The 22,260-nt window shown below is 35.3% G+C and carries 22 protein-coding genes; 17 read left to right on the top strand and 5 right to left on the bottom strand.

The features are described 5' to 3' along the window. The first annotated feature begins 232 nt into the window (after positions 1 to 232). The 8 genes from J8281_RS08250 (at position 233) to J8281_RS08215 (ending at position 7,791) form a co-directional block, all read left to right on the top strand. Entirely contained in the window at positions 233 to 1,768 is a 1,536-nt protein-coding gene (locus J8281_RS08250) for a helicase HerA-like domain-containing protein (RefSeq protein WP_210197143.1), read from the top strand. Between the two features lie 9 nt (positions 1,769 to 1,777). Further along, positions 1,778 to 2,371, top strand: a complete 594-nt coding sequence (locus tag J8281_RS08245) for a hypothetical protein (protein ID WP_246849039.1) — start codon at positions 1,778 to 1,780, stop codon at positions 2,369 to 2,371. Between the two features lie 7 nt (positions 2,372 to 2,378). Next, on the top strand, positions 2,379 to 2,747 hold the full coding sequence (locus J8281_RS08240; protein WP_210197142.1) for a cupin domain-containing protein: 369 nt from the start codon (positions 2,379 to 2,381) through the stop codon (positions 2,745 to 2,747). Next, positions 2,744 to 3,583 carry an alpha/beta hydrolase gene (locus J8281_RS08235; protein ID WP_210197141.1) on the top strand — a complete coding sequence of 280 codons (840 nt, stop codon included), beginning with the start codon at positions 2,744 to 2,746 and terminating at the stop codon, positions 3,581 to 3,583. The genes J8281_RS08240 and J8281_RS08235 overlap by 4 nt, the downstream gene beginning before the upstream one ends. 21 nt (positions 3,584 to 3,604) lie before the next feature. Next, complete coding sequence (gene rluF, locus J8281_RS08230) at positions 3,605 to 4,432, top strand: 23S rRNA pseudouridine(2604) synthase RluF (protein WP_210197140.1); 828 nt, start codon at positions 3,605 to 3,607, stop codon at positions 4,430 to 4,432. Between the two features lie 77 nt (positions 4,433 to 4,509). After that, complete coding sequence (locus J8281_RS08225) at positions 4,510 to 4,938, top strand: VOC family protein (protein WP_210197139.1); 429 nt, start codon at positions 4,510 to 4,512, stop codon at positions 4,936 to 4,938. Positions 4,939 to 5,466: 528 nt separating this feature from the next. After that, positions 5,467 to 6,402: a sterol desaturase family protein gene (locus J8281_RS08220; RefSeq protein WP_210197138.1), complete on the top strand. Its 936-nt coding sequence runs from the start codon at positions 5,467 to 5,469 to the stop codon at positions 6,400 to 6,402. Positions 6,403 to 6,426: 24 nt separating this feature from the next. Further along, entirely contained in the window at positions 6,427 to 7,791 is a 1,365-nt protein-coding gene (locus J8281_RS08215) for an aldehyde dehydrogenase (protein ID WP_210197137.1), read from the top strand. 31 nt (positions 7,792 to 7,822) lie between these two features. Here J8281_RS08215 and J8281_RS08210 read toward each other — a convergent pair whose 3' ends face one another. Both J8281_RS08210 and J8281_RS08205 read right to left on the bottom strand, forming a co-directional pair. Then, complete coding sequence (locus J8281_RS08210; RefSeq protein WP_210197136.1) at positions 7,823 to 9,202, bottom strand: NAD(P)/FAD-dependent oxidoreductase; 1,380 nt, start codon at positions 9,200 to 9,202, stop codon at positions 7,823 to 7,825. 654 nt (positions 9,203 to 9,856) lie between these two features. Further along, positions 9,857 to 10,657: a bifunctional 2-polyprenyl-6-hydroxyphenol methylase/3-demethylubiquinol 3-O-methyltransferase UbiG gene (locus J8281_RS08205; protein ID WP_210197135.1), complete on the bottom strand. Its 801-nt coding sequence runs from the start codon at positions 10,655 to 10,657 to the stop codon at positions 9,857 to 9,859. Positions 10,658 to 10,920: 263 nt separating this feature from the next. Here J8281_RS08205 and J8281_RS08200 point away from each other — a divergent pair, with 263 nt between their 5' ends. The 6 genes from J8281_RS08200 to J8281_RS08175 all read left to right on the top strand — a co-directional run bounded on the left by J8281_RS08200 (position 10,921) and on the right by J8281_RS08175 (position 17,185). Beyond that, entirely contained in the window at positions 10,921 to 11,565 is a 645-nt protein-coding gene (locus J8281_RS08200) for a flavin reductase family protein (protein ID WP_210197134.1), read from the top strand. 313 nt (positions 11,566 to 11,878) lie between these two features. Beyond that, positions 11,879 to 13,267, top strand: coding sequence for an ATP-binding protein (locus J8281_RS08195; RefSeq protein ID WP_210197133.1), 1,389 nt, complete (start codon positions 11,879 to 11,881; stop codon positions 13,265 to 13,267). Positions 13,268 to 13,482: 215 nt separating this feature from the next. Beyond that, positions 13,483 to 14,319 carry an aldo/keto reductase gene (locus J8281_RS08190; protein WP_210197132.1) on the top strand — a complete coding sequence of 279 codons (837 nt, stop codon included), beginning with the start codon at positions 13,483 to 13,485 and terminating at the stop codon, positions 14,317 to 14,319. Between the two features lie 29 nt (positions 14,320 to 14,348). Continuing rightward, entirely contained in the window at positions 14,349 to 16,013 is a 1,665-nt protein-coding gene (locus tag J8281_RS08185) for an FAD-dependent oxidoreductase (protein WP_210197131.1), read from the top strand. Between the two features lie 106 nt (positions 16,014 to 16,119). After that, positions 16,120 to 16,404, top strand: a complete 285-nt coding sequence (locus tag J8281_RS08180; protein WP_246849037.1) for a hypothetical protein — start codon at positions 16,120 to 16,122, stop codon at positions 16,402 to 16,404. Positions 16,405 to 16,456: 52 nt separating this feature from the next. Then, positions 16,457 to 17,185, top strand: coding sequence for an acetolactate decarboxylase (locus tag J8281_RS08175; protein ID WP_210197130.1), 729 nt, complete (start codon positions 16,457 to 16,459; stop codon positions 17,183 to 17,185). A 25-nt stretch (positions 17,186 to 17,210) separates the two neighbouring features. Here J8281_RS08175 and J8281_RS08170 read toward each other — a convergent pair whose 3' ends face one another. After that, positions 17,211 to 17,498: a hypothetical protein gene (locus J8281_RS08170; protein WP_210197129.1), complete on the bottom strand. Its 288-nt coding sequence runs from the start codon at positions 17,496 to 17,498 to the stop codon at positions 17,211 to 17,213. Between the two features lie 478 nt (positions 17,499 to 17,976). On the opposite strand from J8281_RS08170, the gene J8281_RS08165 reads away from it, so the two are divergent. Continuing rightward, a complete protein-coding gene (locus J8281_RS08165) occupies positions 17,977 to 18,504 on the top strand; it encodes a GNAT family N-acetyltransferase (RefSeq protein ID WP_210197128.1) in 528 nt (175 codons plus the stop codon). Between the two features lie 312 nt (positions 18,505 to 18,816). After that, the gene (locus tag J8281_RS08160; protein ID WP_210197127.1) at positions 18,817 to 19,302 is read left to right on the top strand and encodes a hypothetical protein; all 486 of its coding nucleotides are present in this window, start codon (positions 18,817 to 18,819) and stop codon (positions 19,300 to 19,302) included. Between the two features lie 310 nt (positions 19,303 to 19,612). Here the strand turns inward: J8281_RS08160 and J8281_RS08155 are convergent, their stop codons facing one another. Beyond that, complete coding sequence (locus J8281_RS08155; RefSeq protein ID WP_210197126.1) at positions 19,613 to 19,825, bottom strand: hypothetical protein; 213 nt, start codon at positions 19,823 to 19,825, stop codon at positions 19,613 to 19,615. A 364-nt stretch (positions 19,826 to 20,189) separates the two neighbouring features. On the opposite strand from J8281_RS08155, the gene J8281_RS08150 reads away from it, so the two are divergent. Next, on the top strand, positions 20,190 to 20,912 hold the full coding sequence (locus J8281_RS08150; protein WP_210197125.1) for a hypothetical protein: 723 nt from the start codon (positions 20,190 to 20,192) through the stop codon (positions 20,910 to 20,912). Between the two features lie 86 nt (positions 20,913 to 20,998). Here the strand turns inward: J8281_RS08150 and J8281_RS08145 are convergent, their stop codons facing one another. Then, positions 20,999 to 22,165, bottom strand: a complete 1,167-nt coding sequence (locus J8281_RS08145; RefSeq protein WP_210197124.1) for an MFS transporter — start codon at positions 22,163 to 22,165, stop codon at positions 20,999 to 21,001. Between the last annotated feature and the right edge of the window lie 95 nt (positions 22,166 to 22,260).

Here is a 22,260-nt window from a genome sequence, read left to right as displayed (position 1 = left end):
GAACGGCACCTAAAGCAGAACTATCGAAGTAGTAACGTTAAAATCACTCCGTTTTGAAAATCAAAAAATTCATTTATCTTGATTTCTCTATTTCTTGGTTCTAGATTCTAAACATCCCAATGTTTGCTCATTACACCTAAGTCAGCATCTCGGGCAATTTGCTAGATTAAAAATAGTATATAATTTCAATACAAAACTTAAGATTCCTATTTTTATCAAAAATAAATCTACGATGAGTGAGCAACAAGCTTTTTTAGATCATATTAATAAAGGATATACAAGTAAAGGTGATTTTATTACCATGGGGGCAGCTATGCTAGATGGTGAAACCATCACCAATGCACATGTAAAGGTACCCTTAAAAACATTGAATCGACACGGACTTATTGCTGGTGCAACCGGTACCGGAAAAACCAAAACTTTGCAAGTTCTTGCCGAAAATTTAAGTGACAAGGGAATTCCGGTATTATTAATGGATATCAAAGGAGATTTAAGTGGAATCGCTGCGGCAAGTGCTGGGCATCCTAAAATTGATGAACGACATGAAAAAATCGGGATTCCGTTTACTGCCAAAGATTTTCCGGTAGAGATATTTTCTCTTTCAGAACAGGATGGGGTGAGACTAAGAGCTACCGTAAGTGAGTTTGGACCTGTGCTATTATCTCGTATTTTGGATGTTACTGAAACGCAAGCGGGTATTATTTCGATTATTTTCAAATACTGTGATGATAACAAATTGCCCTTGTTGGATCTTAAAGATCTTAAAAAAGTACTGCAATTCTCGACCCAAGAAGGCAAGAAAGAACTCGAAAAAGATTACGGTCGTATTTCTACAGCGTCAACAGGATCTATCCTGCGCAAAATCGTTGAGTTAGAACAGCAAGGAGCCGACTTGTTTTTTGGAGAAAAATCTTTCGATGTTCAGGATTTATGTCGAATAAACGATGATGGCAGAGGCCTGATCAATATCATTAGACTAACCGACATACAAGATAAACCCAAATTATTTTCTACATTCATGCTAAGTCTTCTTGCCGAAATTTACGGCACATTCCCAGAGCAAGGCGATAGCGGACGACCTGAGCTTGTTATTTTTCTTGATGAAGCTCATCTTATTTTCAAACAAGCTTCGAATGCTTTAATGGATCAAATCGAGAGTATTGTAAAACTCATACGGTCAAAAGGTGTGGGGTTATATTTTGTTACTCAAAATCCAACAGATGTACCCGACGGAGTTTTGGGTCAGTTAGGATTAAAAGTACAACACGCTTTACGAGCATTTACCGCTAAAGACCGAAAAGCTATAAAACTAACTGCAGAAAATTATCCAATTTCAGCATACTACGATACTAAAGAGGTATTAACTTCATTAGGGATAGGTGAAGCGTTGGTATCTGCTTTGGACGAAAAAGGTCGCCCTACTCCACTTGCTGCTACAATGTTGAGAGCACCCATGAGTAGAATGGATATATTAAGTCCTAATGAGCTTGATACTTTATTGAAAAACTCAAAACTTGCTTCCAAATATAACAAAGAAATAGACCGGGAGAGTGCTTATGAAATTTTAGTAGAAAAGATTGAGAAAGCCGAAGCCGAAGAAGCTAAAGCTGCTGCAAAAAAAGAAAGAGAAAAGCTAGAAAGAACTGCTAAAAGTACTCGATCAAGAAGCAGAAAAGCCAGTACAACAGAAAAAGCCGTCATCAAAGTGCTTACGAGTGCAACTTTTATTCGAGGTGCTTTAGGGGTTTTAAACAAGTTATTAAAATAATTTACGTTAATGACTATACACAATTTTATATACGCTATGATCAAAAATATAGTTTTGATACTAATAATGGTGACTATTGCATCAGGTTGTCAACAAGAACAAAAAAATAATCCTTTTCTCATTTCTAGTCATAAAATAGGACATCTTACCAGTACTACCCAAGTGAATCAACTGGATTCGATATTTGCTAAGGATTCTATTGTAAAAATAAAAATGGAAAATCGATCTTTACGGGGCACAAGTGATATCGAAATATTTGAAAAAGGAGGTGCTAAACTTTTGGTTTTAGAAGCAAGAAACGAATCTGATCCATCTTCAACCATACAAAATATACAAGTGATCGATCCCAGATATCAAACTACCTCTGGTTTATCGGCAGGTAGTTCTTTTAGAGACATAAAAGATCATTATAAAATTTCCAAAATTAATAATACATTAAGCACAGCAGTACTATTTATCGACAGCATACAAGCGTATGTTACCATTGATAAAAAGAAATTACCAAAAAAGTTTCAATCTGATACCGATGTAAAAATTAAAGCTTCAGATATTCCTGATACTGCAAAGATTAAGAATTTTTGGATACGATGGGACGCAAATTAAAAAAGCCATGGGTAAAACATACAGCATTCAGAAAAATCCGTTTATAGTCCCAACTACAGATGGGAAATTAATTGAAGAGCATTTTGGAAAAGCAACAGATCAAAATTCTGATATTAGTATCGCTCATATGATAGCCCCATCAGGATGGAGCGAGCCTTTTCAAACTCCAGAATTCGACGAATATACCTACATCATTAAAGGTAAAAAACAATTTACTATCGACGACGAAATTGTAATACTTGAAGCAGGACAATCTATAAAAATAGAAAAATATACTCGAGTTCAATATGCCAATCCATTTCAACAAGAATGTGAGTATATTGCGATCTGTTTACCTGCATTTACCATAGAAACAACACATCGTGAAGACGAATGAAAGAAACGTTTGAAAAATATCTACCGCTTTTTATTGGAAAATATTTTCAATTCCTGTTTCTTTTGTTTCCCAAAAAGGCAGTTCACAAGGCATACATTCTCTTTTGTACCCCACAAAAAGGAAAGATTTTACCCGAACAGGAAGATTTTCTTGAAGCGGCAGAAGATGAAAGAATTTTAATCAATACAGCAAAGATTCAAACCTATCGCTGGCCCGCCATGGGAGAAACTATTTTACTCGTTCACGGTTGGGAAAGTAATACATATCGCTGGAAAACGTTAATTCCAAAGTTACATAAGCAAGGATACAATATTATTGCTTTTGATGCTCCCGCTCACGGTAATTCGTCTGGTAACATACTTAATGTGCCTCTATACACTACATGTCTTCAAAAGATTATTGAACTCTATCGCCCCAATCATTTAATTGGTCATTCGGTTGGGGGCATGACCGCTATTTTTCATCAATACAGCTATCCTAATCAAGAAATACAAAAGATGGTCGTATTGGCACCACCGTCCGAGGTGTCTCGAATTAGCAAAGAATATCAGCATGTATTGAAGCTTTCTTCTAAATTTATGAAGGCTTTGAATCAATATTTTAAAAATAAGCACAATTACTATTTTGAAGAATTTTCTATTGCTGGTTTTGCAAAAAAAATAGAAAACACAGGTCTGCTAATTCACGATAAGTATGACGACATTGCACCGTACCACGAAGCCAAAACCATTGCAGAGCGTTGGAACAATGCCAAATTTGTAACTACAGAGCATTATGGTCATTCACTATTTTTTGAAGAAGTCGATAATATGATTATCGATTTTTTGAAAGAATAATAATTATACCCAACTTTGCATGTGGAAAATTCTAATCTCATTAGGCTCAATAAATTTTTAAGCGAAGTAGGATACTGCTCACGTCGCGAAGCCGATAAACTGATAGATCAGGGTCGCGTTACCGTTAACGGGAAATTACCCGAAATGGGGACTAAACTAAAGGCAGAAGATGTGGTACATGTTGATGGCAAATTGATCAAACTGCCAAAAGAAGATCACGTCTACCTTGCCTTTAATAAGCCTGTGGGTATCGTATGTACTACTGCTCAAAACGAAAAAGATAATATTATAGACTATATCAATTACCCTAAGCGTATTTTTCCGATAGGAAGACTGGATAAACCCAGTGAAGGTCTTATTTTTCTGACCAGTGACGGAGATATCGTTAATAAAATACTACGAGCGCGAAACCACCATGAAAAAGAATACATAGTGACTGTAGATAAATTGATCAATGATCAATTCATCAAACGTATGGGTAATGGTATTCCTATTTTAAATACAATAACGCGAAGGTGTGAAGTCGAGCAAATTACAAAGTATACCTTTAGGATCGTACTTACGCAAGGACTAAATAGACAAATCAGAAGAATGTGCGAACATTTGGGTTATGAAGTAGTGGCTTTGAAAAGAATAAGAATCATGAATGTCTCTTTGGATGTTCCGGTTGGCGAATGGAGGTATTTAACTTCTGAAGAGTTACACACCATTACCCATGATGTGAAGCAATCCAGTAAAACGGAAGAAGCCTCGATTACACCTGATGTAGAAACAAAACGAAGAGTGCCGCAAAAGAACCAGAAAAATAACCGGCACAGAATGAAAAAACGCAGCGATCGCAAGAAATAAACTACTATTGGCCAAAAAGTTATAGGTTTTTATTCTGACTTAGATAGACTGAAGATTAACACTAAAAATTATTAGTTATGCATAATACGTTATCACGATTTCATTTGGCAATACCCGTAGATCATCTTGAAAAAGCACGCAATTTTTATAATGACATTTTAGGTTTAGAAGAAGGCAGAAGTAGTGACCACTGGGTTGATTTTAATTTTTTTGGCCATCAATTGGTGATTCATTATAAAGAAAAGCAGGATGTACAGGATGAGTATACCAATCCCGTTGACGGGAAACACGTTCCTGTACCTCACTTTGGTGTAGTATTGGCATGGAACGATTGGAATAATCTAGCTGATCAGCTAAAAGAAAAAAAAGTTAAATTTGTTATAGAACCTTATATTAGATTTGAAGGGCAAACAGGTGAGCAAGGCACTATGTTCTTTTATGATCCCTGCGGAAATGCTCTTGAGTTTAAATCATTTAAAGATCCTTCTGAATTATTTAAGAAGTAATACCACTTCCATTTTAAAATTACTCATTAAAAATTGCCCTTTTCCGTTTATACTTCAAAATAAAAAGCAACCGTAGCTACAGCTATGATTGAGTTTTCTTTTTTGTCTAAACAAGAAATGACTGCTTTTTATTTGAGCAATTTCAAAGTAGAACTGATATAAATTGATAATTGATTGTTTGTTGTTATACCTAAAATTTAACTAAGAAGTCATCCTGAATTCATTTTAGGATCTCATTACGTTTATTTTCAGCAAATTGAAATGAGAAGCTGAAACGAGCCTGTGCTGAACTCGTTTCAGTATTCAGCTTGGCGCAAACCGTTTCGATTAAATTACGGATATTCGTAAAATTGATATCAAAGATTTTTGATTGCAAAAGCGCAGAAGCTAATTTATTCTTAAATAGATACTTTTACCATTAGACAATCGTTAAAAAGAGTGTACCTAAACGAATTCGTATCGTATTGTTAAAGATTTACTAAAAAATCTTCCTATATTCTGCCAAAATAAAAATTGAACTGAAAAAGAATGGATTTTACGAACCCCTTGGTGTATGGAGTACCTTGTTTTTTGGGTTTGATCTTGCTAGAACTTACGTACAGCAAGGCTCATGACCACAAAAACAAAAATTTGTACGAATGGAAAGATTTGGGTGCAAGCTTATTTATGGGAGTAGGATCTGCCCTATTGGCCCCATTGATAAAAACGATCTCTGCCATAGTTATTTTCAACTATGTATATGATATATTTAATCCAGAGATTAACGGTATTCGAACTAATATTTTTGGCTGGGAATCTTTTGGATATGCCTGGTACATATGGCTACTTTGCCAATTACTCGATGATTTTACATACTACTGGTTTCACAGACAAAATCATATGGTGAGAGCTTTATGGGCTGCTCATATTGTTCATCATTCTTCAGATAATTTTAATTTGGGTACAGCAGTACGCAATGGATGGTTTACCATATTATACAAACCACTATTTTATATGTGGCTTCCTGCTATTGGTTTTCCGCCAGAGATGGTGGTGGTATGTTTAGGAATAGAAGCGCTTTGGCAGTTTCAATTACATTCTGTTTACATTCCTAAAATGGGTTTTATCGAAAAAATCTTTAATACACACACTATGCACCAGGTACACCATGCAAAAAATGTGGAGTACATGGACAAGAACCACGGAGGATTTTTAAATATATTCGATAAAATTTTTGGAACCTGGAAAGAACTCGACGAGAATATTGAAGTGCAATATGGTGTGACTCACGCGCCTAATTCATATAATCCCTGGGTTATTCTTACCCACGAGTACAGAGATATTTGGAATGACACCAAAAAATCAAAAAACTGGTATCATAAATTTATGTACATTTTTGGTCCCCCGGGATGGAGTCACGATGGCAGTACGCTTACCGTAAAACAAATGCAAAGAGAACTTGAAGCTAAAAAACAAAAAGCTTAACTTCGTTTTCTTACTCATTTTATTATGAATTATCAAAAGATCATAGATCAACAGCGTACATTTTTTAACAGTCATACAACAAAACAAATTTCGTTTAGAATCCAAGAACTAAAACGCCTTAAGAAGCTCTTGAAAAAAAACGAAAATTTGCTCTACGAAGCTATCTATCATGATTTTAAAAAATCTGAGTTTGAGACCTACACTACAGAGTTGTCCATCATATATGAAGACATCGATCTGGCAATCAAACATGTAAAAAAATGGGCCAGACGACAAAAAGTGTCTACCAGTCTGGTTAATTTACCAGGTAAAAGCTACATCATGCCAGAACCGTACGGAACGGTTTTGGTCATTGGCGCATGGAACTATCCGTTTCAACTTTCTTTATGCCCGGCAATCGCCGCAATTGCCGCCGGATGTACAGTGGTTTTAAAACCTAGTGAAATTCCTGCACGAACCTCGGCAATTATGGCTCAACTTATTCATCAAAATTTTAACTCCGATTTTTTTACTGTAATAGAGGGAGGTGAGGAAGAAACCACCAACCTGCTAAAAATAAAGTTTGACAAAATTTTCTTTACAGGAAGCGTACCCGTAGGAAAAATTATTTATCAGGCTGCAGCTAAACATTTAACGCCTGTAACTTTGGAATTAGGAGGAAAAAGTCCTGCAATCATTAGTGAAGATGTAAATATCGATATGACAGCCAAAAGATTAGTATGGGCTAAGTTTTTAAATGCTGGTCAAACCTGTATTGCTCCCGACTATGTCATGGTACACTCGAGTATTAAAAACGATGTACTGGCTAGCATAAAAAAACATATCGAGCGTTCTGACTATCGTATTGATAATCATAATTATACTCAGATTATTAATGATAAAAACTTTGACCGCCTCAATCATCTAATTGATCCTGATAAGGTTTATATTGGCGGAAAAGGAAATAAAGAAGAAAGAATTATCACTCCTACCGTATTAGATGCTATAGATTTTGAAGATGAAATCATGAAAGATGAAATTTTTGGACCTATATTACCGGTGATTTCTTTTGAATCTATTGATGATGCTATACAAAAGATCAAAAAGCTACCCAGACCTTTATCTTGTTATGCCTTTACCAAAAGTCGCCATACCCGGGAAAAAATTCTACGTGAAATTTCTTTTGGTGGCGGAGCCGTTAATGATGCGGTTATGCACTTTACAGAACAATCACTACCTTTTGGAGGTATAGGTGAAAGCGGAATAGGAAATTATCATGGAAAATTTGGTTTTGAAGCATTTTCACATTACAAAAGCATTCTTCAAAAACCATTTTGGATAGAACTTCCTCTCAAATATTCACCATATAGTACAACTAAATTGAATTGGATCAAACGTATTATGGGATAACGCTAAATAAACATATGTTAACCTACGTATGTTATATCAATTTAGCTTTCGTTGTATTAGCTAAATGGTTATTTTCGAGATGATCTAGCATGTAATGCTCTACCTCGTCACTATCCCAAAGATCATTAATAGCATTCATACTCATAACTTTATCCATAATCAACGCCTGCTGGTCTCCTATTTCTAGCGCTTCAGCATAAGGACGATGACTAAAGGTAACTCTCGAATACAGCGGTATCCATTTTTGAGGATGCTTTTCAGCAAATCTTTTTTCAATTTTTTTCCGAAGTAAAAAATCTGGATCGGCGGTTTTACTACTCATTTCGATAAAATTGCGATAGGATAGCTCGGCAATGGCATCGGCATTAGGTTTTCTTGCCTTTTGATAGGTTTCAAAAATCTCTTCCCAGCGGTCATCACCCAATTTTTCGATAATCTCGTCTAACACCGAAATATCTTCGAACCCGGCGTTCATGCCTTGTCCGTAAAAAGGTACAATGGCATGGGCCGAGTCTCCTACCAAAGCCACCTTGTTCCAATAGGTCCATGGGTAGCATTTTATGGTTACCAACGCACTGGTAGGATTGTTCTTAAAATCTTCAAGTAACGTTGGCATAAGATCAATTGTATCAGGAAAATACTGCTCCCAAAATTTGGTTACAACGACATCATCTGTTAAGTTCTCGAAAGAATGCTCTCCCTCGTGTGGCATAAATAAAGTACATGTAAAACTACCATCCAGGTTTGGTAAAGCAATAAGCATAAATTCGCCTCTTGGCCAAATATGCAATGAGTTTTTATCTAATTGATGACTTCCATCTGCATTGGGTGGAATACCTAATTCTTTATAGCCGGTATTTAAAAACTTTTGTGAATAATTAAACCTGCTTCTTCGCTGCATTTTATGCCGTACTCTTGAAAATGCACCGTCGCATCCAAAAATCATATCATATTGATACGATGTCCACTCACTCTTTTCAGATTCCCCTGTATAGAGTTTAGCTTCGGGCAAGTCAATATCCCAAACTTTTTCATTGAATCTAAAAGTAACCCCAGCATCTTCTGCCAGTGTGATCATTTTTTTGTTCAAAATTCCTCTTGGGATAGAGTAGATAGCTTCGCCATCTTTTCCGTAATGCTGATGATAGATAGGTTGATCGGTAATATGCATCGTTCTTTTGTGCATAGGGATGGCAAGTTTTCTTACCTCATCACCTATACCGATACGATCGAGGGTTTTCCAGCCTCGCACAGACATCGCCAAATTAATAGAACGACCACTAAACTCTATGGTTCTAATGTCTGGTCTTCTATCAAAAACGGTAACCGTATACTGACGTTTTCTTAGATAAAGAGCCAATAGCGAACCTACCAGGCCGCTTCCTACTATGGCAATATGTTTTGTTTGCATAGGGTATTTGTATTCAAGACCCGCTAGATTGATACATAGAATCAGAAGACTCGAGTTTTAATGTATCTAACAGGTGAGCTCTTTCCATACCTAAGAGCATACGCAACCACTAAAACCTTCGGTAAAAATAATAAATAATACCGAATTATCCTTGGTAGGCGTGCTACAAGTGTTCCAGTCTCTATCTATAAACTTTGGATTCTTAATTCTAATTCTTTACTCAAAATACCTTTTAGCGTTTCTGCAAGAGAGCGAGCTTGTGTTTTTATTAATTCTATCGATCAGTGATGTAAGTTGGATGTCCCGCGCAGGAGAATAATCGTACGAGTATTAGTTTTATCGATCAGCGGTATGGGCGAACTACTCCGCACAAGGTGTTTACCCATCCGCGCACCAGTTTTATCGATCAGCGGTAAGGGGCGACTCTTCCGCGCAAGGTGTATACCAATCCGCACGCTAGTTTTATCGATCAGCGGTAAGGGGCGACTCTTCCGCGCAAGGTGTATACCCATCCGCGCGATAGCAATAGGTGTCCGCGCGGCGCGGGAGACCCCACCCAGTGCGCGGACTAGTATTTATAGGTGTTTAACAAAATCAACTACTTTACAGTCGCTATTTCTGGCAATGCTCGTTTACTAATCTACTACCGCTCTGCTACCGCCGAGCTTTTAAGGCAAACAACAATGGATACAGTGCATCTTTGGTTTCAAACATTCCGTTTTCGGTTTCCTTCAATCCAGGAAATATAGCATAAGGTGATTGATCGTATTCTTCTAAATATTCAATAGTAAGCCCCGCCTTTACTAATGCCGAAATTACGTCTCCCAATCCATGATTCCATCCATATTCTTTACTGGTTATTTTCGCATTTTCGTCGGCATAGGTTCCTTGGTACTCTTCATAAATTACTTTGCTTTGATGGTATTTGTATTTTATAGTCGGCTTCTCTTCAGCATAATCAAACATCCATACCAAAGGATGAAATTCTACCATATAAAACGTTCCCCCTGGTTGTAATCGTTCTGCAATCATGCGACCCCAAGGCTCAAGATCGGGTAACCAATTGATCACTCCGTAGCTCGTAAATACAATATCAAACTTTTCTTTTATATGTAAAGAAGTATCTAGAACGTTACAATTGATAAATTGAGCATCTAATCCTAGCTCTTGGTTTAATTGTTGGGCCAATTCAATTCCTTTTTCAGAAAGGTCTACACCTACGCACTTGGCTCCTCTTCTACTCCAACTTAAGGTATCCTGACCAAAATGACATTGCAGGTGTAATAGTGATTTTCCTGATACGTCTCCCAATGCATCTATTTCAAAAGTATGTAACGATGATTTTCCTTGTTTAAAGGCTTCTATTTCATAGAATGAGCTGGCGGCATGAATAGCTACTTTTCTATCCCAGGTTTGTTGGTTGGTTTTAAAATATCTCTCGTATTCTGTAGACATATGTTATAGATTACTTAGTTTTGAAATATTGAACTGATTTAAACTTTTTTCAATTTGCTAAAAAAATGCTGTTTTGCACTTTTATTTTATAATTTTTTACTTCTGTAGCGCTGCTATGCAAGTAAAAAATTACTTCATACAAGCACAAAACCTTTTGCAATTGCACCATCTGGCACCTTCCTATCGGTCGGTCCTGCCTAAATCAAAAAAGTTTAAATCAGTTCATGGCTCACTTTACATTAATCACTAAATATAAGATATAAATGGATCACTTTACCTTAAAAGATCTTGAACATATGCCGTCAAGATATCGGGCTAATCTCATTAATAGCTGTACAGGATACAAATCATGTAATTTATTGGCTACCAAAAGTAAAAAGGGGCATACGAATGTTGCTGTTTTTAATTCGATAGTCCATATTGGTAGTAATCCCCCAATGTTAGGTTTCATTTTGAGACCATTAACAGTACCTAGAGATACCTATAAAAATCTGAAAGAGACTGGAGTTTTTACTGTAAACCTGGTGCATCAAACCATGATTGAAGATGCACATCACACCGCCTCGAAATATGCAGAGCATATCTCTGAATTTGACAAAACTGCGTTAAAAGAAGAATATTTGGATGAATTTTATGCGCCATACGTAAAAAATAGCCCCATACAATTAGGTTGTAGGTATCGTAACGAGTACGTGATTAAAGAAAATGATACCCTTTTAATTATTGGGGGTATTGAACATATCTATTTGGATAAAAAAATCATTCATAACGACGGCTGGGTGCAGCTCGATAAAACGGAAGCGGTATCTTGTATCGGTCTAGATGGCTACGCGCTACCTACACTGTTAGATCGTTTTCAATATGCTAAACCAGATCAGGAAACTACATCGCTTATGACCAAATCTTAGCATATTTCAGAATTATAATCTGTCGCAATTTTATAAAAATCTTAAGAATTGAGAGGTCTGCCGTAGTTGCAGCACGAGTTTTTATTGAGTATTTTTAGCTATATGAAACGAATAGTAATAAATTTGAATATCCGCTATAAATCATAAAATTAATTTTAACGTCTGGTTTAGTACAGTATAGACCTGATTTTAATCTCGTTGGATTTACTAACTTCTCGACTACGCTCGAGGAGACAGTGTGATATGATCACATGGCGATTCCATCCGCTTACCAGCCGCTAGGCAGGCAGGTCTGACCATCAAAAAAAAACAGATGAATCTTACAACAAATACTCTTCGAGAAATTCCAGATTTTACTCATGTTCCAGATGCACAGTTGCAATGGCTCATCAATCAATCAGAAATTCAGTCTTTTGAACAAGGGGATTTCCTATTTAAAAAAGGGGATACTATAGATCAATTAGCTATTATTCTAAAAGGCAAAATCGATATTAAATTCGAGCAAAACGGAAACTACAAAGTAATCGGGCAGATCAAAAAGAATGGTATCGCCGGATTATTACCGTTTTCAAGAATGAGTTCTGCCATGGGATATGGCGAAATAGTCGAAGATGCAAAGGTGTTGTTTTTAGATAAATCATTTTTTCGTGAAATGGTGAGTGATCATTATGAACTTACAGAAAGCCTCGTACATCATATGACTTCTAGAGTTCGAGAATTTACTAGAAATAATGTCCAATCAGAAAAAATGATGGCTTTGGGAAAGTTATCAGCAGGTCTTGCTCACGAGCTTAATAATCCGGCATCAGCAATGTTACGAAGTTCTAAAGCTTTAAAACAGCATCTTGCCAATGTTCCTGAAAAGTTTAAGAGAATTATCTCTATCAAAGCTTCTGATAAAGAAGTAGACACTATAAATAACGTTCTTTTTGACAAAATTACCAATCGCCCCGAAAATAACATGAAACTTAGCGAGCGTAATGAAAAAGAAGATGAACTTGAAGAATGGTTAGAGGATCACGGTGTCGAAAATGCGTTTGAACTTACCGAGACTTTATTAGATTTTTGCATGGATATTAAGGCGATGGAAGAAATTCATAAAGCGACTGGTGATACTAATTTTCCCAATGCCATTGAGTGGATAGAAAATGTATTAACTACCGAGAAAATGGTAGATGAAATTGAAGAAGCGTCTGATAGGATCTCTAATCTGGTACAATCTATTAAAAGTTATACCCATATGGATCGTGCGCCAGAAAAAGTGGCAACAGATATTCATACCGGTATAAAAAGTACGCTTACCATGCTTAACCATAAACTAAAAAGAAAAAATATAACTATCGAAAAAAAATTTCAAGAAGATCTACCCTATCCCAAAATATACGTTAGCGAAATTAACCAGGTATGGACCAACTTAATAGATAATGCTATAGATGCAATGGATGTCGAAGGAACTCTAGGTGTTACAACCCGTAAAGACAAAAATTTTATTAAAATAGAAATCATCGATAACGGAAAAGGAATTAATGAAGATGATTTGAGTAAAATCTTCGATCCGTTTTTTACCACAAAACCCATTGGTGAAGGCACAGGAATGGGGTTAGAAGTTGTGCAGCGAATCATTAATCAACACCATGGAGACATTAAAGTAATATCAACAAAAAAAGGAACTACTTTTACGGTATGTCTTCCTATATCTTAAAACTGAATAATTAGAATTATCGAGTACATAAAAGTATAACAGTATTTCTGCTTCTGTAGATAACTTTATGGTATCAACAAATTACATGTAATAGGAGCTATTAAAATAGCAATTTTTATAATGAATTGGTTTAAGAAGAAAAAATTAAGGTTAAAGAGAAAACAATACAGTATTACTATTTGTACAAAACAGACCATTATCATAAATAAATTACAATGAGAGAAATTTCAGATATAAAAGGGACTTTTAGACTTCACAATGGTGTTGATATGCCTTATTTGGGCTTGGGGGTATACCAGGCAGACAATGATGAAGAGGTGATCAATGCGATTCAATGGGCGTTAGATACCGGATATAGACACATAGATACCGCTAGTATTTATAAAAATGAAGAAGGAGTAGGCAGAGCTATAAAAAAGAGCGCTATCCCTAGAGAAGAAATTTTTGTAGTAAGTAAAGTTTGGAATGATGATCAAGGATATGACCAGACCATAGCAGCGTTCGAGGCTAGTTTGAAGCGTCTACAACTTGAGTATTTAGATTTGTACTTAATTCATTGGCCAGTTTCTGGTACGTATATAGATACATGGAAAGCCTTAGAAATGTTATATAAGGATAACAAAATTCGCGCTATAGGTGTTAGTAATTTTATGCAACACCACTTAGAAGATCTTATGAACCAAACCGAGATCGTGCCTATGATCAATCAAATGGAATTTCATCCTCACCTGGTTCAACAAGATCTCTTAGATTTTTGTCATTTGCATAAAATTCAATATGAAGCCTGGTCGCCTATGATGCAGGGAAAAATATTTGAGCTTTCTATTTTAGATGATCTGGCAAAGAAGTACAGTAAAACGGTTGCTCAAATTGTGCTTCGATGGAATCTCCAAAAAAAGGTAATCACCATCCCAAAATCTGTAAATAAAGACCGTATAAAAGCCAACGCAGATCTTTTTGATTTCGAATTATCCAAAGAAGATATGGATTATATCGATGCCTTGGATAGTCATAAACGTATTGGTCCCGATCCTGATAATTTTAATTTTTAAGCAAAATATAGTAAACGTATTCTGAAGACATGAAAAAACCAATCATATTTGTAGTAGATGATGATCCACAAGTACTACGCGCCGTTACCAGAGATTTAAAATCTGAATATCGTAAAGAATATCGTATCATGAGTACTAGTTCTGCGAACGATGCCCTAGAGGCACTAATCGATCTAAAGAAGAAAAATGAAACGGTAGCCTTGTTTCTGGTCGATCAGCGTATGCCAGAAATGTTGGGTGTCGATTTTCTTTCAGAAGCTAAAAATCATTACCCCGAAGCTAAAAAGGTGCTTTTAACCGCTTATTCTGATACTGATGCTGCCATTAAAGCAATAAATGATGTGCAACTGGACTATTACCTTACTAAACCCTGGAATCCCCCGGAAGAGAAATTATATCCAACACTTAATGATTTACTACAGGTCTGGCAATTGGATTTTCAACCAGATTTTGACGGAATTAAAGTCATAGGATACCAGTTCTCGCCTAAATCGCATGATATTAAAGACTTTTTATCGGGAAATCTATTTCCCTTTCAATGGTTAGATGCAGAAACGAGTGAAAAAGCTCAAGAATTGATCGAACTTCATGAACTCACTCCCAAAGATATGCCCGTAATATCGTTACAGGATGGTAGCTGTTTTAAAAATCCTGACATTATCGAACTTGCAACAGCTTTGGGACTTAATGCCCATCCACAAGATAATTTATACGATGTTGTGATTATCGGTGCAGGACCTTCTGGCCTAGCCGCTGCAGTATACGGTGGATCTGAAGGATTAAAAACTTTATTGATAGAAAAACATGCTCCTGGTGGCCAGGCAGGAACAAGTTCGCGAATAGAGAATTATTTGGGGTTTCCTAACGGATTAAGTGGTCAAGAATTAACACATAGAGCTATCACCCAGGCAAAACGGTTCGGAATCGAGTTTTTATCTCCACAAGAAGTTACATCGATCTCAGAAAAAGATGGTTACAAAAGTATTGTTCTTAGTAACGGAGAGTGTATAAGTACCAAAAGCGTAGTGATCACTACAGGCGTAAATTACAGGAAGCTAGAAGCAGAGGGAATTGAGAATTTTACGGGGGCAGGTATCTATTACGGCTCTTCTATGACAGAGGCACAAGCTTGTCATGATAAAGAGGTATATATTGTGGGAGGAGGCAACTCTGCAGGTCAATCTGCTGTTTATCTATCCAAATTTGCAAAAAATGTGTATATCGTAATTAGAAAAGAAAGTTTAAACAGCAGTATGTCGAGTTACCTCATTGATCAAATCGATGCTATCGATAACATTACCTTACTTGGCAACACAAATATTACCAAAGCTTTAGGTGAAAACGAGCGGCTTACCAAATTAGAACTAACCGATAATAGCACCAATACTACCCGAACAGTGCCAGCAGATGCTTTATTTATTTTTATTGGTGCACGCCCTTATACCGATTGGATAGCATTGGATATTATTAAAAATGAACGAGGATTTATTGAAACAGGTAGAGATTTGACGCGTTATGAAAATTTTAAAAAAATCTGGAAAAAAGATCGGGAACCGTTCTTATTAGAAACTTGCAGCCCGGGGATTTTTGCCTCTGGAGACGTGCGCGCCGGTGCTATGAACAGAGTTGCATCAGCAGTAGGTGAAGGTGCAATGGCTATAAAATTTGTTCATGAATATTTAGCTGAAACCTAACTATAATAGCATACTTTCCAATAGTAAAAAATAACTGAATTTTATGCTGAATATGGAATCAGAATCTTCTTTGAAAAACGAACACTACAACATATACTATTAAGTTATGAAAATGAAAACCAAGGTTTGTAAACACTTAATCAATTTGGATAGCGGTACATTAAAAACGCACGAACGCTTTGAATGTGCAGAGTGTATTAAAACAGGTGACTCTTGGGTACATTTACGTACCTGTCAAGAATGTGGAATAACATTATGTTGCGACTCATCACCAAATAAACATGCCAGCAATCATTATCAAACACATCTTACTCATCACGTAGTAACATCTGCAGAGCCTAATGAACGGTGGGCGTGGTGTTATACACATCGATCTTTTGTTCAATATTAAATTGAACTCATTTTAAACATGGCTTATTAGAATAAACATTGAAGTGGTTTAAATGAAAACATCAAAAACTATAGCTGTTCTACTTATTGTTCTAGTGGCGGCATGCGATTCGCAAAAACAAAAAAATTTTGAAATAGAAAACGAGTATACCGATGTCAAAATTGTAGGGGCTATGAAAAACGTTATGTGGAAAGGCCAACTAAGCAGTAACGTCTTACTGGATACTATATCTAATAGAGTTGGCCTTTATGGTTTAGGACCTAATAGTTACTTGACTGGCGAACTTCTAATTAACGACGGAAAAAGTTATGTTTCTAAAGTATCCTCTGATTCAACGATGATAGTTCACAAAACCTATGAAGTTTCTGCACCTTTCTTTGTATATGCAAATGTCACTCAATGGATTGTTGTAGATATACCTTCCTCTGTTAGAAATATAGAAGATTTGGAAACATTTATCGATAACAAGACCAAAAATTTTAAACGGCCACTCGTTTTTAAACTTAAAGGTACTGTTTCAAAAGCTATAATTCATATTCAAAATTTACCTGAAGGAACTAAGGTTTCATCACCAAAAGAAGCACATCAAGGACAAATACGTTACACGATTACGAACCAAAATGCAGAAATTGTAGGCTTCTTTTCCTCAAAACACAAAGGTATATTTACGCACCATGATACAAAATTACATATGCATCTTATTACCTCTGATAAGCGTAAAATGGGACATCTTGATATTTTAGAGATAAATAATATGCAACTATATCTACCTGAAAAATAGGTTTATAGTTTTGATGTACTTCTAATCATCTTACTTTTTTCATTTTAATTTCTACTGCACCATAAATTTCAAGTTCGTATCCCTCATCTCTAGCTTTTAGAATCATATCTCGTACTACATTTTTTTCGTGTTTTAATTCAGATATTCTGGTTGCAGAATGTAAGTTATCGGGGTCTGATCCCTGATGTTTTTGTAGCATTTGCAAATTGTGAAACTTTATTTTATCAGTAATTAAAGAGAATAAGACGTCTGCTGCCTCGAAGGGTGAAAAATTTCCTTTGATAAGTTTGATATGCCTTTCTGTGCCGATCATGATTTTTGATATTTCAAGTTAGTGTACACACAGTTTATCAAGAATCATACTAGTTTATACAATCATTTATTTATATTTTTGATATTTTATATAAAATAATTTTATAAGCTAAATTAGCTATTATACCGAAATGAATTCATACGTTTAAATCTTTTATTGATTGTCCGTTATTATATCTAAAATTTAACTGAGGAGTCATCCTGAATTGATTTCAGGATCTCATGAAGTTTATTTTCAGTAAATTAAGATGAGAAGCTGAAACGAGTTCAGCTTGACGCAAACCATTTAGGTTAAATTACGGATATTCGTATTAAATTTTTTTAATTTTTTGAAAACTAAATAATTAAAAAATTGAGAACGTATGTAACCGCTGCGCTCGAGGAGACAGTGCGATATGATAGATTACGGATATTCATTAAAAGTTTTAAACATTCCCCTTGGTGAAGAAATTTTTAAAATTTGTTACTATTCGTTTCATATGACATATTTACTCATAGATCAAGAAACGCAAAGACTGAAGTTTAGACAACTTCGATCGTCTGATTTTGATGAATGGTTGCCTTTATTCAAAGAAAAAAACACAGCCAAATTTCTGGAAATGGACCCAAATCTTACACCTTTTGAATTGTGTGAAAAATGGTTCGAAAAATCATTTTATCGATATAAAAATGAATTAGGCGGCATGAATGTACTCATCAACAAAGAAACCGATCAGTTTATAGGACAATCTGGTCTTTTAGTACAAAACATAGACAACCAAAATCGATTAGAGGTCGGGTACTCTATTCTTCCAAAATACTGGAATCAGGGTTACGCCTTCGAAGCTGCTTCTAAATGTAGAGACTTTGCATTCGAACATAATTTTATTGATTCTTTAATTTCTGTGATTCATACAGCTAATAAAGGTTCAGAAAAAGTGGCGTTAAAAAACGGAATGACTTTTGAAAAAAAATTTGACAACAATTTTAATATCTTCAGTATTGAGAAAATAAATTGGAAGCAATAAAGACTACCTTTTAGTGTAATTATGAATTCATAAGAACGACTATATACTGATGATAAAAGAGTCTAAGTCTAATACGTTAGTCAGGTTCAATTTTAGATAAGAACATAGTGTTGTGTTTTATGCAAAAAAATGTTTCGATCACCAAAGATCCTGTCAAATAATTTTGCTAAATTTGAACAAAGTCTGCTAAAAATCATAGAAAAAACTACCTCGGGGCGGAAGTCTGTGAGGCGTTCGTAAGAAACTGAATTTTAATTTCGAGGCAAGCCACAGCATATTCAAACCTTTGGCAGTGCCACTAAAACATCAGACATGAAAAGTAGCGTTGCCATCATCAATATCGTATTGATAATTAGTATAGCTCTTATACCTTCTATAAGTTCTGCACAAATTTTATATGAAGATCAGTTAGAAACTGTGTATCTTAATCATAAAGGCGAAGAAGTAGTCTACACCAATAACTTTAGCCAAGTTAATAATAGTCTTATCGCTTTAGACGATATCAATTTTAGAATAGAAATTAAGAAGGCAAAAGAAAACAATAGTTATTTACTCTTTCTTTCTGAAAGAAGTAATCTCGAGATTCCCAAAGCCGGATATTTAAAAACCATTCGTAAAGGGGCAAACAGAAGTACCAATGTTCGCGCTTTTGAAAATTATTTAAATGAAAAGCTTCCCGAATTGATCAATCAATTTAGAAGAGACAATAACTTAGAAGAACTCTATATCACTTCCAGAAAAAATACGTTTAACGGAAAAATTGATTCGTTACCTAGTGTAATTTCTATTGATTTTTAATTATACAACCTGTTTAATCCATAAATATGCATGGATGAAACCCGTTTTATTTAATAAAAATCCCCGCCTATCATTTTATTAGAAAAAAGCGGGCAGGTATTATGGCTTTAAACCGCTGCAAAACCAAGTACTACGTTGTATTCTTAAGTGTCACCGTAGCACTTTAACTCCGCTCAGAGTAAACTGCTATGCTCTACAACTTAGAAAACGCTCCTAACGCTACGTCTCGCCCAAGGCAATGCTTTGTCGAGGCGTTTTCAAACCTCATAACAAAATTCTAATGCATAAACCGGGCTATACTATAATTTTGTTATGCACTCATATTTTGATTTTCTATCGAATTAGTGTAAGATCGAAGTATAGGAAACTTGTGAGTATCTCCTTCGATCATAAATTCATTACTAGATAGAAACTTATAAAAGAGATGCTCATTAATTTCAATAGGAACAGAAAGGTTAGGGTATTCTATTTTATATTTCCCGTCTTTTATTTCTACTAATCTTAAGGTTACTGGTTCATTCATAACATTATCATTTCTAAAATTAATAGGATACATGAATATTGAAAATCAAATTGATTATCCGTTATTATACCTAAAATTTAACTAAGAAGTCATCCTGAATTCATTTCAGGATCTCATTGAGTTTATTGTCAGTACATTGCGATGAGAAGCTGAAACAAGCCTGTGCTGAACTCGTTTCAGTATTCAGCTTGACGCAAACCGTTTAGGTTAAATTACGAATATTCGTAAAAATCAATATCATTACACGACAATGCAAAGAAAGTGACAATTTTTCTGAAATATTTACAACTAAAACCTAAAACCATGTTAATCTATATTCGTAAAATTCATCTTTTCATAATTTAGCTAAAAATCTAACCTAAACATGAAAAATTCGATATTGGTTGCTCTTGCTTTTTTGCTATGCATCGCTTGTAAAACAGAAACAAAAAAACCTGAACCCTACGAAGAGGATATCGAAATTAGAGATCCCAAAAACATAAACCAAAACAAAACTAAAATAAGAACTACTGCAGAGGCAATAGCTTATGCTAATGGACTGAAACATTGGGATAACGTTACAGAAATTAAATTTACTTTTAATGTCGATAAAGATTCTACGCACTTTGAGCGCTCATGGAGCTGGAAACCTAAACAAAATAAGGTTACCAAAATTACCGAAAACGATACCATTACCTACAACCGAACCAAAGTTGATAGTATTTCTCTTAAAACCGACCAGCAATTTGTAAATGATAAATATTGGTTGCTGGCTCCTTTTAATTTGGTTTGGGATTCGCAAAGCTTTGCTACCAAACACTATGTAAAATCAATAGCACCCATGAGTGGTAAAGAAATGCAAAAGCTGACCATAATTTATAATAATCAAGATGGGTATACACCGGGCGATGCTTATGATTTCTATTTTGAAGGAGATTTTATGATAAAAGAGTGGGTTTTTAGACGAAAAAATGCAGATGATCCGTCACTAGTCACATCTTGGGAAGATTATCAAGAGTATAACGGAATCAAAATTGCTAAAACACATAAAAAAGACATAGGAGATTGGACGCTGTACTTTGACGATATTGAAGTAATAACACAATAGACGTTAGAGCTTATTATGTAAGGAGAAATTGATAATAGTACCTTCATTCTTATTGATTTGCATAGACTAAAAATGAATTGTTACGATCAATTTGGTTTATCTCGTTTCTTAAGAAAAAAAGTAATAATTACTGTCAATAACGTCCAAAATAAAAGTACCGTAAAACTTAAGTGAAGACTTTCTATTTTTGATAGAAAGCCCAGTATGGGTGGACTTATTAAAAAACCTAAATACCCAAAACCGGCTACAAATGAAATTCCTTGCGCTGCCGAAATTCCTTTCGTTTTACCAGCCAATCTAAAAAGTTCTGGTATGATGATAGAAAAACCGAAGCCTACCAGTCCAAAACCAATGATAGTTATCCAAATCTGAGAAACCAAGACGGCTATAAATCCTAACAGACCAATGCTAGATCCAACAATAATGATAGAAAACGATCCAAATCGCTTACTAACCTGATCGCCTAGAAACCGTCCTCCCGTCATCAATGCCGAAAAAGCAACAAATCCAAGGCCTGATATTTTTTCAGAAGAAATTGCCATGATATCTTGAAGATATAACTTACTCCAATGTTCGATAGCGCCTTCACTTCCCATAATTAAAAATGCAATAATAGAGAGACCGAATAGAGGCTTACATAATTTGAATAACTTAGACCGGGTTTCTTTTTCTTTGTGCATCGCCCTGATAGAAATGTATGTCCTAGCCAACATTAGATTAGAAATAATAACACAAGTTGCCATACATGCCAAATGCAATATCGCTATTTCAAAATATTCGATTAGTAAGCTTCCGATACCTGCACCAATAACCCCACCTAAACTGAAAAAACCATGTGAAGCCGACATAAAATGGACATTATCTTCTATCTCAATTTCAGAAACTAAAGCATTCATAGCAACGTCGGTAAGACAACCTGCCAAGCCTACTACAAATAAAGAAATACAGAACGCCAGGTAGCTTTCAACTATTGTAGGAATTAGAAATAATAGTGAAAAAATGAGGATAGAAAACAGGGTTGCCCTACCAACACCTATTAATTTGATTATGATTGGAGAAAGGGTAATCATAAACAATGTGCCCAAGGCAAGGCAAAATAAGGCAATTCCTAATTGTGCATCATCTATTTGTAATTTTTCTTTTACTTGAGGGATATATAGCACCCAGGTACCTATCATTATGTTTAGAGATGCAAATACCCAAGCTGGACCAAAATAGCGTCGCTTTTTTAAAATGAGTTGCAATGCATTCATCTATATGCGTATTTTTTTGAGGAGACTAAGGTTTGCTTTAAGTTCGCGAATTATTTTCTTCAACTCAATTATTTAATTAAACTAAGTTATCTACC

The organism is Aquimarina sp. U1-2 (assembly GCF_017897595.1).
GTDB lineage: Bacteria > Bacteroidota > Bacteroidia > Flavobacteriales > Flavobacteriaceae > Aquimarina.
The sequence above is the reverse complement of the archived record's forward strand: the minus strand, read 5'-3'. Positions and strand labels throughout refer to the sequence as shown.

Excerpts from the sequence above, each read along its gene's own strand:
- J8281_RS08250 (WP_210197143.1), top strand. The coding sequence starts at position 233 with ATGAGTGAGCAACAAGCTTTTTTAGATCATATTAATAAAGGATATACA.
- J8281_RS08245 (WP_246849039.1), top strand. The coding sequence starts at position 1,778 with ATGACTATACACAATTTTATATACGCTATGATCAAAAATATAGTTTTG.
- J8281_RS08240 (WP_210197142.1), top strand. The coding sequence starts at position 2,379 with ATGGGTAAAACATACAGCATTCAGAAAAATCCGTTTATAGTCCCAACT.
- J8281_RS08235 (WP_210197141.1), top strand. The coding sequence starts at position 2,744 with ATGAAAGAAACGTTTGAAAAATATCTACCGCTTTTTATTGGAAAATAT.
- J8281_RS08225 (WP_210197139.1), top strand. The coding sequence starts at position 4,510 with ATGCATAATACGTTATCACGATTTCATTTGGCAATACCCGTAGATCAT.
- J8281_RS08220 (WP_210197138.1), top strand. The coding sequence starts at position 5,467 with ATGGATTTTACGAACCCCTTGGTGTATGGAGTACCTTGTTTTTTGGGT.
- J8281_RS08215 (WP_210197137.1), top strand. The coding sequence starts at position 6,427 with ATGAATTATCAAAAGATCATAGATCAACAGCGTACATTTTTTAACAGT.
- J8281_RS08210 (WP_210197136.1), bottom strand. The coding sequence starts at position 9,202 with ATGCAAACAAAACATATTGCCATAGTAGGAAGCGGCCTGGTAGGTTCG.
- J8281_RS08205 (WP_210197135.1), bottom strand. The coding sequence starts at position 10,657 with ATGTCTACAGAATACGAGAGATATTTTAAAACCAACCAACAAACCTGG.
- J8281_RS08200 (WP_210197134.1), top strand. The coding sequence starts at position 10,921 with ATGGATCACTTTACCTTAAAAGATCTTGAACATATGCCGTCAAGATAT.
- J8281_RS08195 (WP_210197133.1), top strand. The coding sequence starts at position 11,879 with ATGAATCTTACAACAAATACTCTTCGAGAAATTCCAGATTTTACTCAT.
- J8281_RS08190 (WP_210197132.1), top strand. The coding sequence starts at position 13,483 with ATGAGAGAAATTTCAGATATAAAAGGGACTTTTAGACTTCACAATGGT.
- J8281_RS08185 (WP_210197131.1), top strand. The coding sequence starts at position 14,349 with ATGAAAAAACCAATCATATTTGTAGTAGATGATGATCCACAAGTACTA.
- J8281_RS08180 (WP_246849037.1), top strand. The coding sequence starts at position 16,120 with ATGAAAATGAAAACCAAGGTTTGTAAACACTTAATCAATTTGGATAGC.
- J8281_RS08175 (WP_210197130.1), top strand. The coding sequence starts at position 16,457 with ATGAAAACATCAAAAACTATAGCTGTTCTACTTATTGTTCTAGTGGCG.
- J8281_RS08170 (WP_210197129.1), bottom strand. The coding sequence starts at position 17,498 with ATGATCGGCACAGAAAGGCATATCAAACTTATCAAAGGAAATTTTTCA.
- J8281_RS08165 (WP_210197128.1), top strand. The coding sequence starts at position 17,977 with ATGACATATTTACTCATAGATCAAGAAACGCAAAGACTGAAGTTTAGA.
- J8281_RS08160 (WP_210197127.1), top strand. The coding sequence starts at position 18,817 with ATGAAAAGTAGCGTTGCCATCATCAATATCGTATTGATAATTAGTATA.
- J8281_RS08155 (WP_210197126.1), bottom strand. The coding sequence starts at position 19,825 with ATGAATGAACCAGTAACCTTAAGATTAGTAGAAATAAAAGACGGGAAA.
- J8281_RS08150 (WP_210197125.1), top strand. The coding sequence starts at position 20,190 with ATGAAAAATTCGATATTGGTTGCTCTTGCTTTTTTGCTATGCATCGCT.
- J8281_RS08145 (WP_210197124.1), bottom strand. The coding sequence starts at position 22,165 with ATGAATGCATTGCAACTCATTTTAAAAAAGCGACGCTATTTTGGTCCA.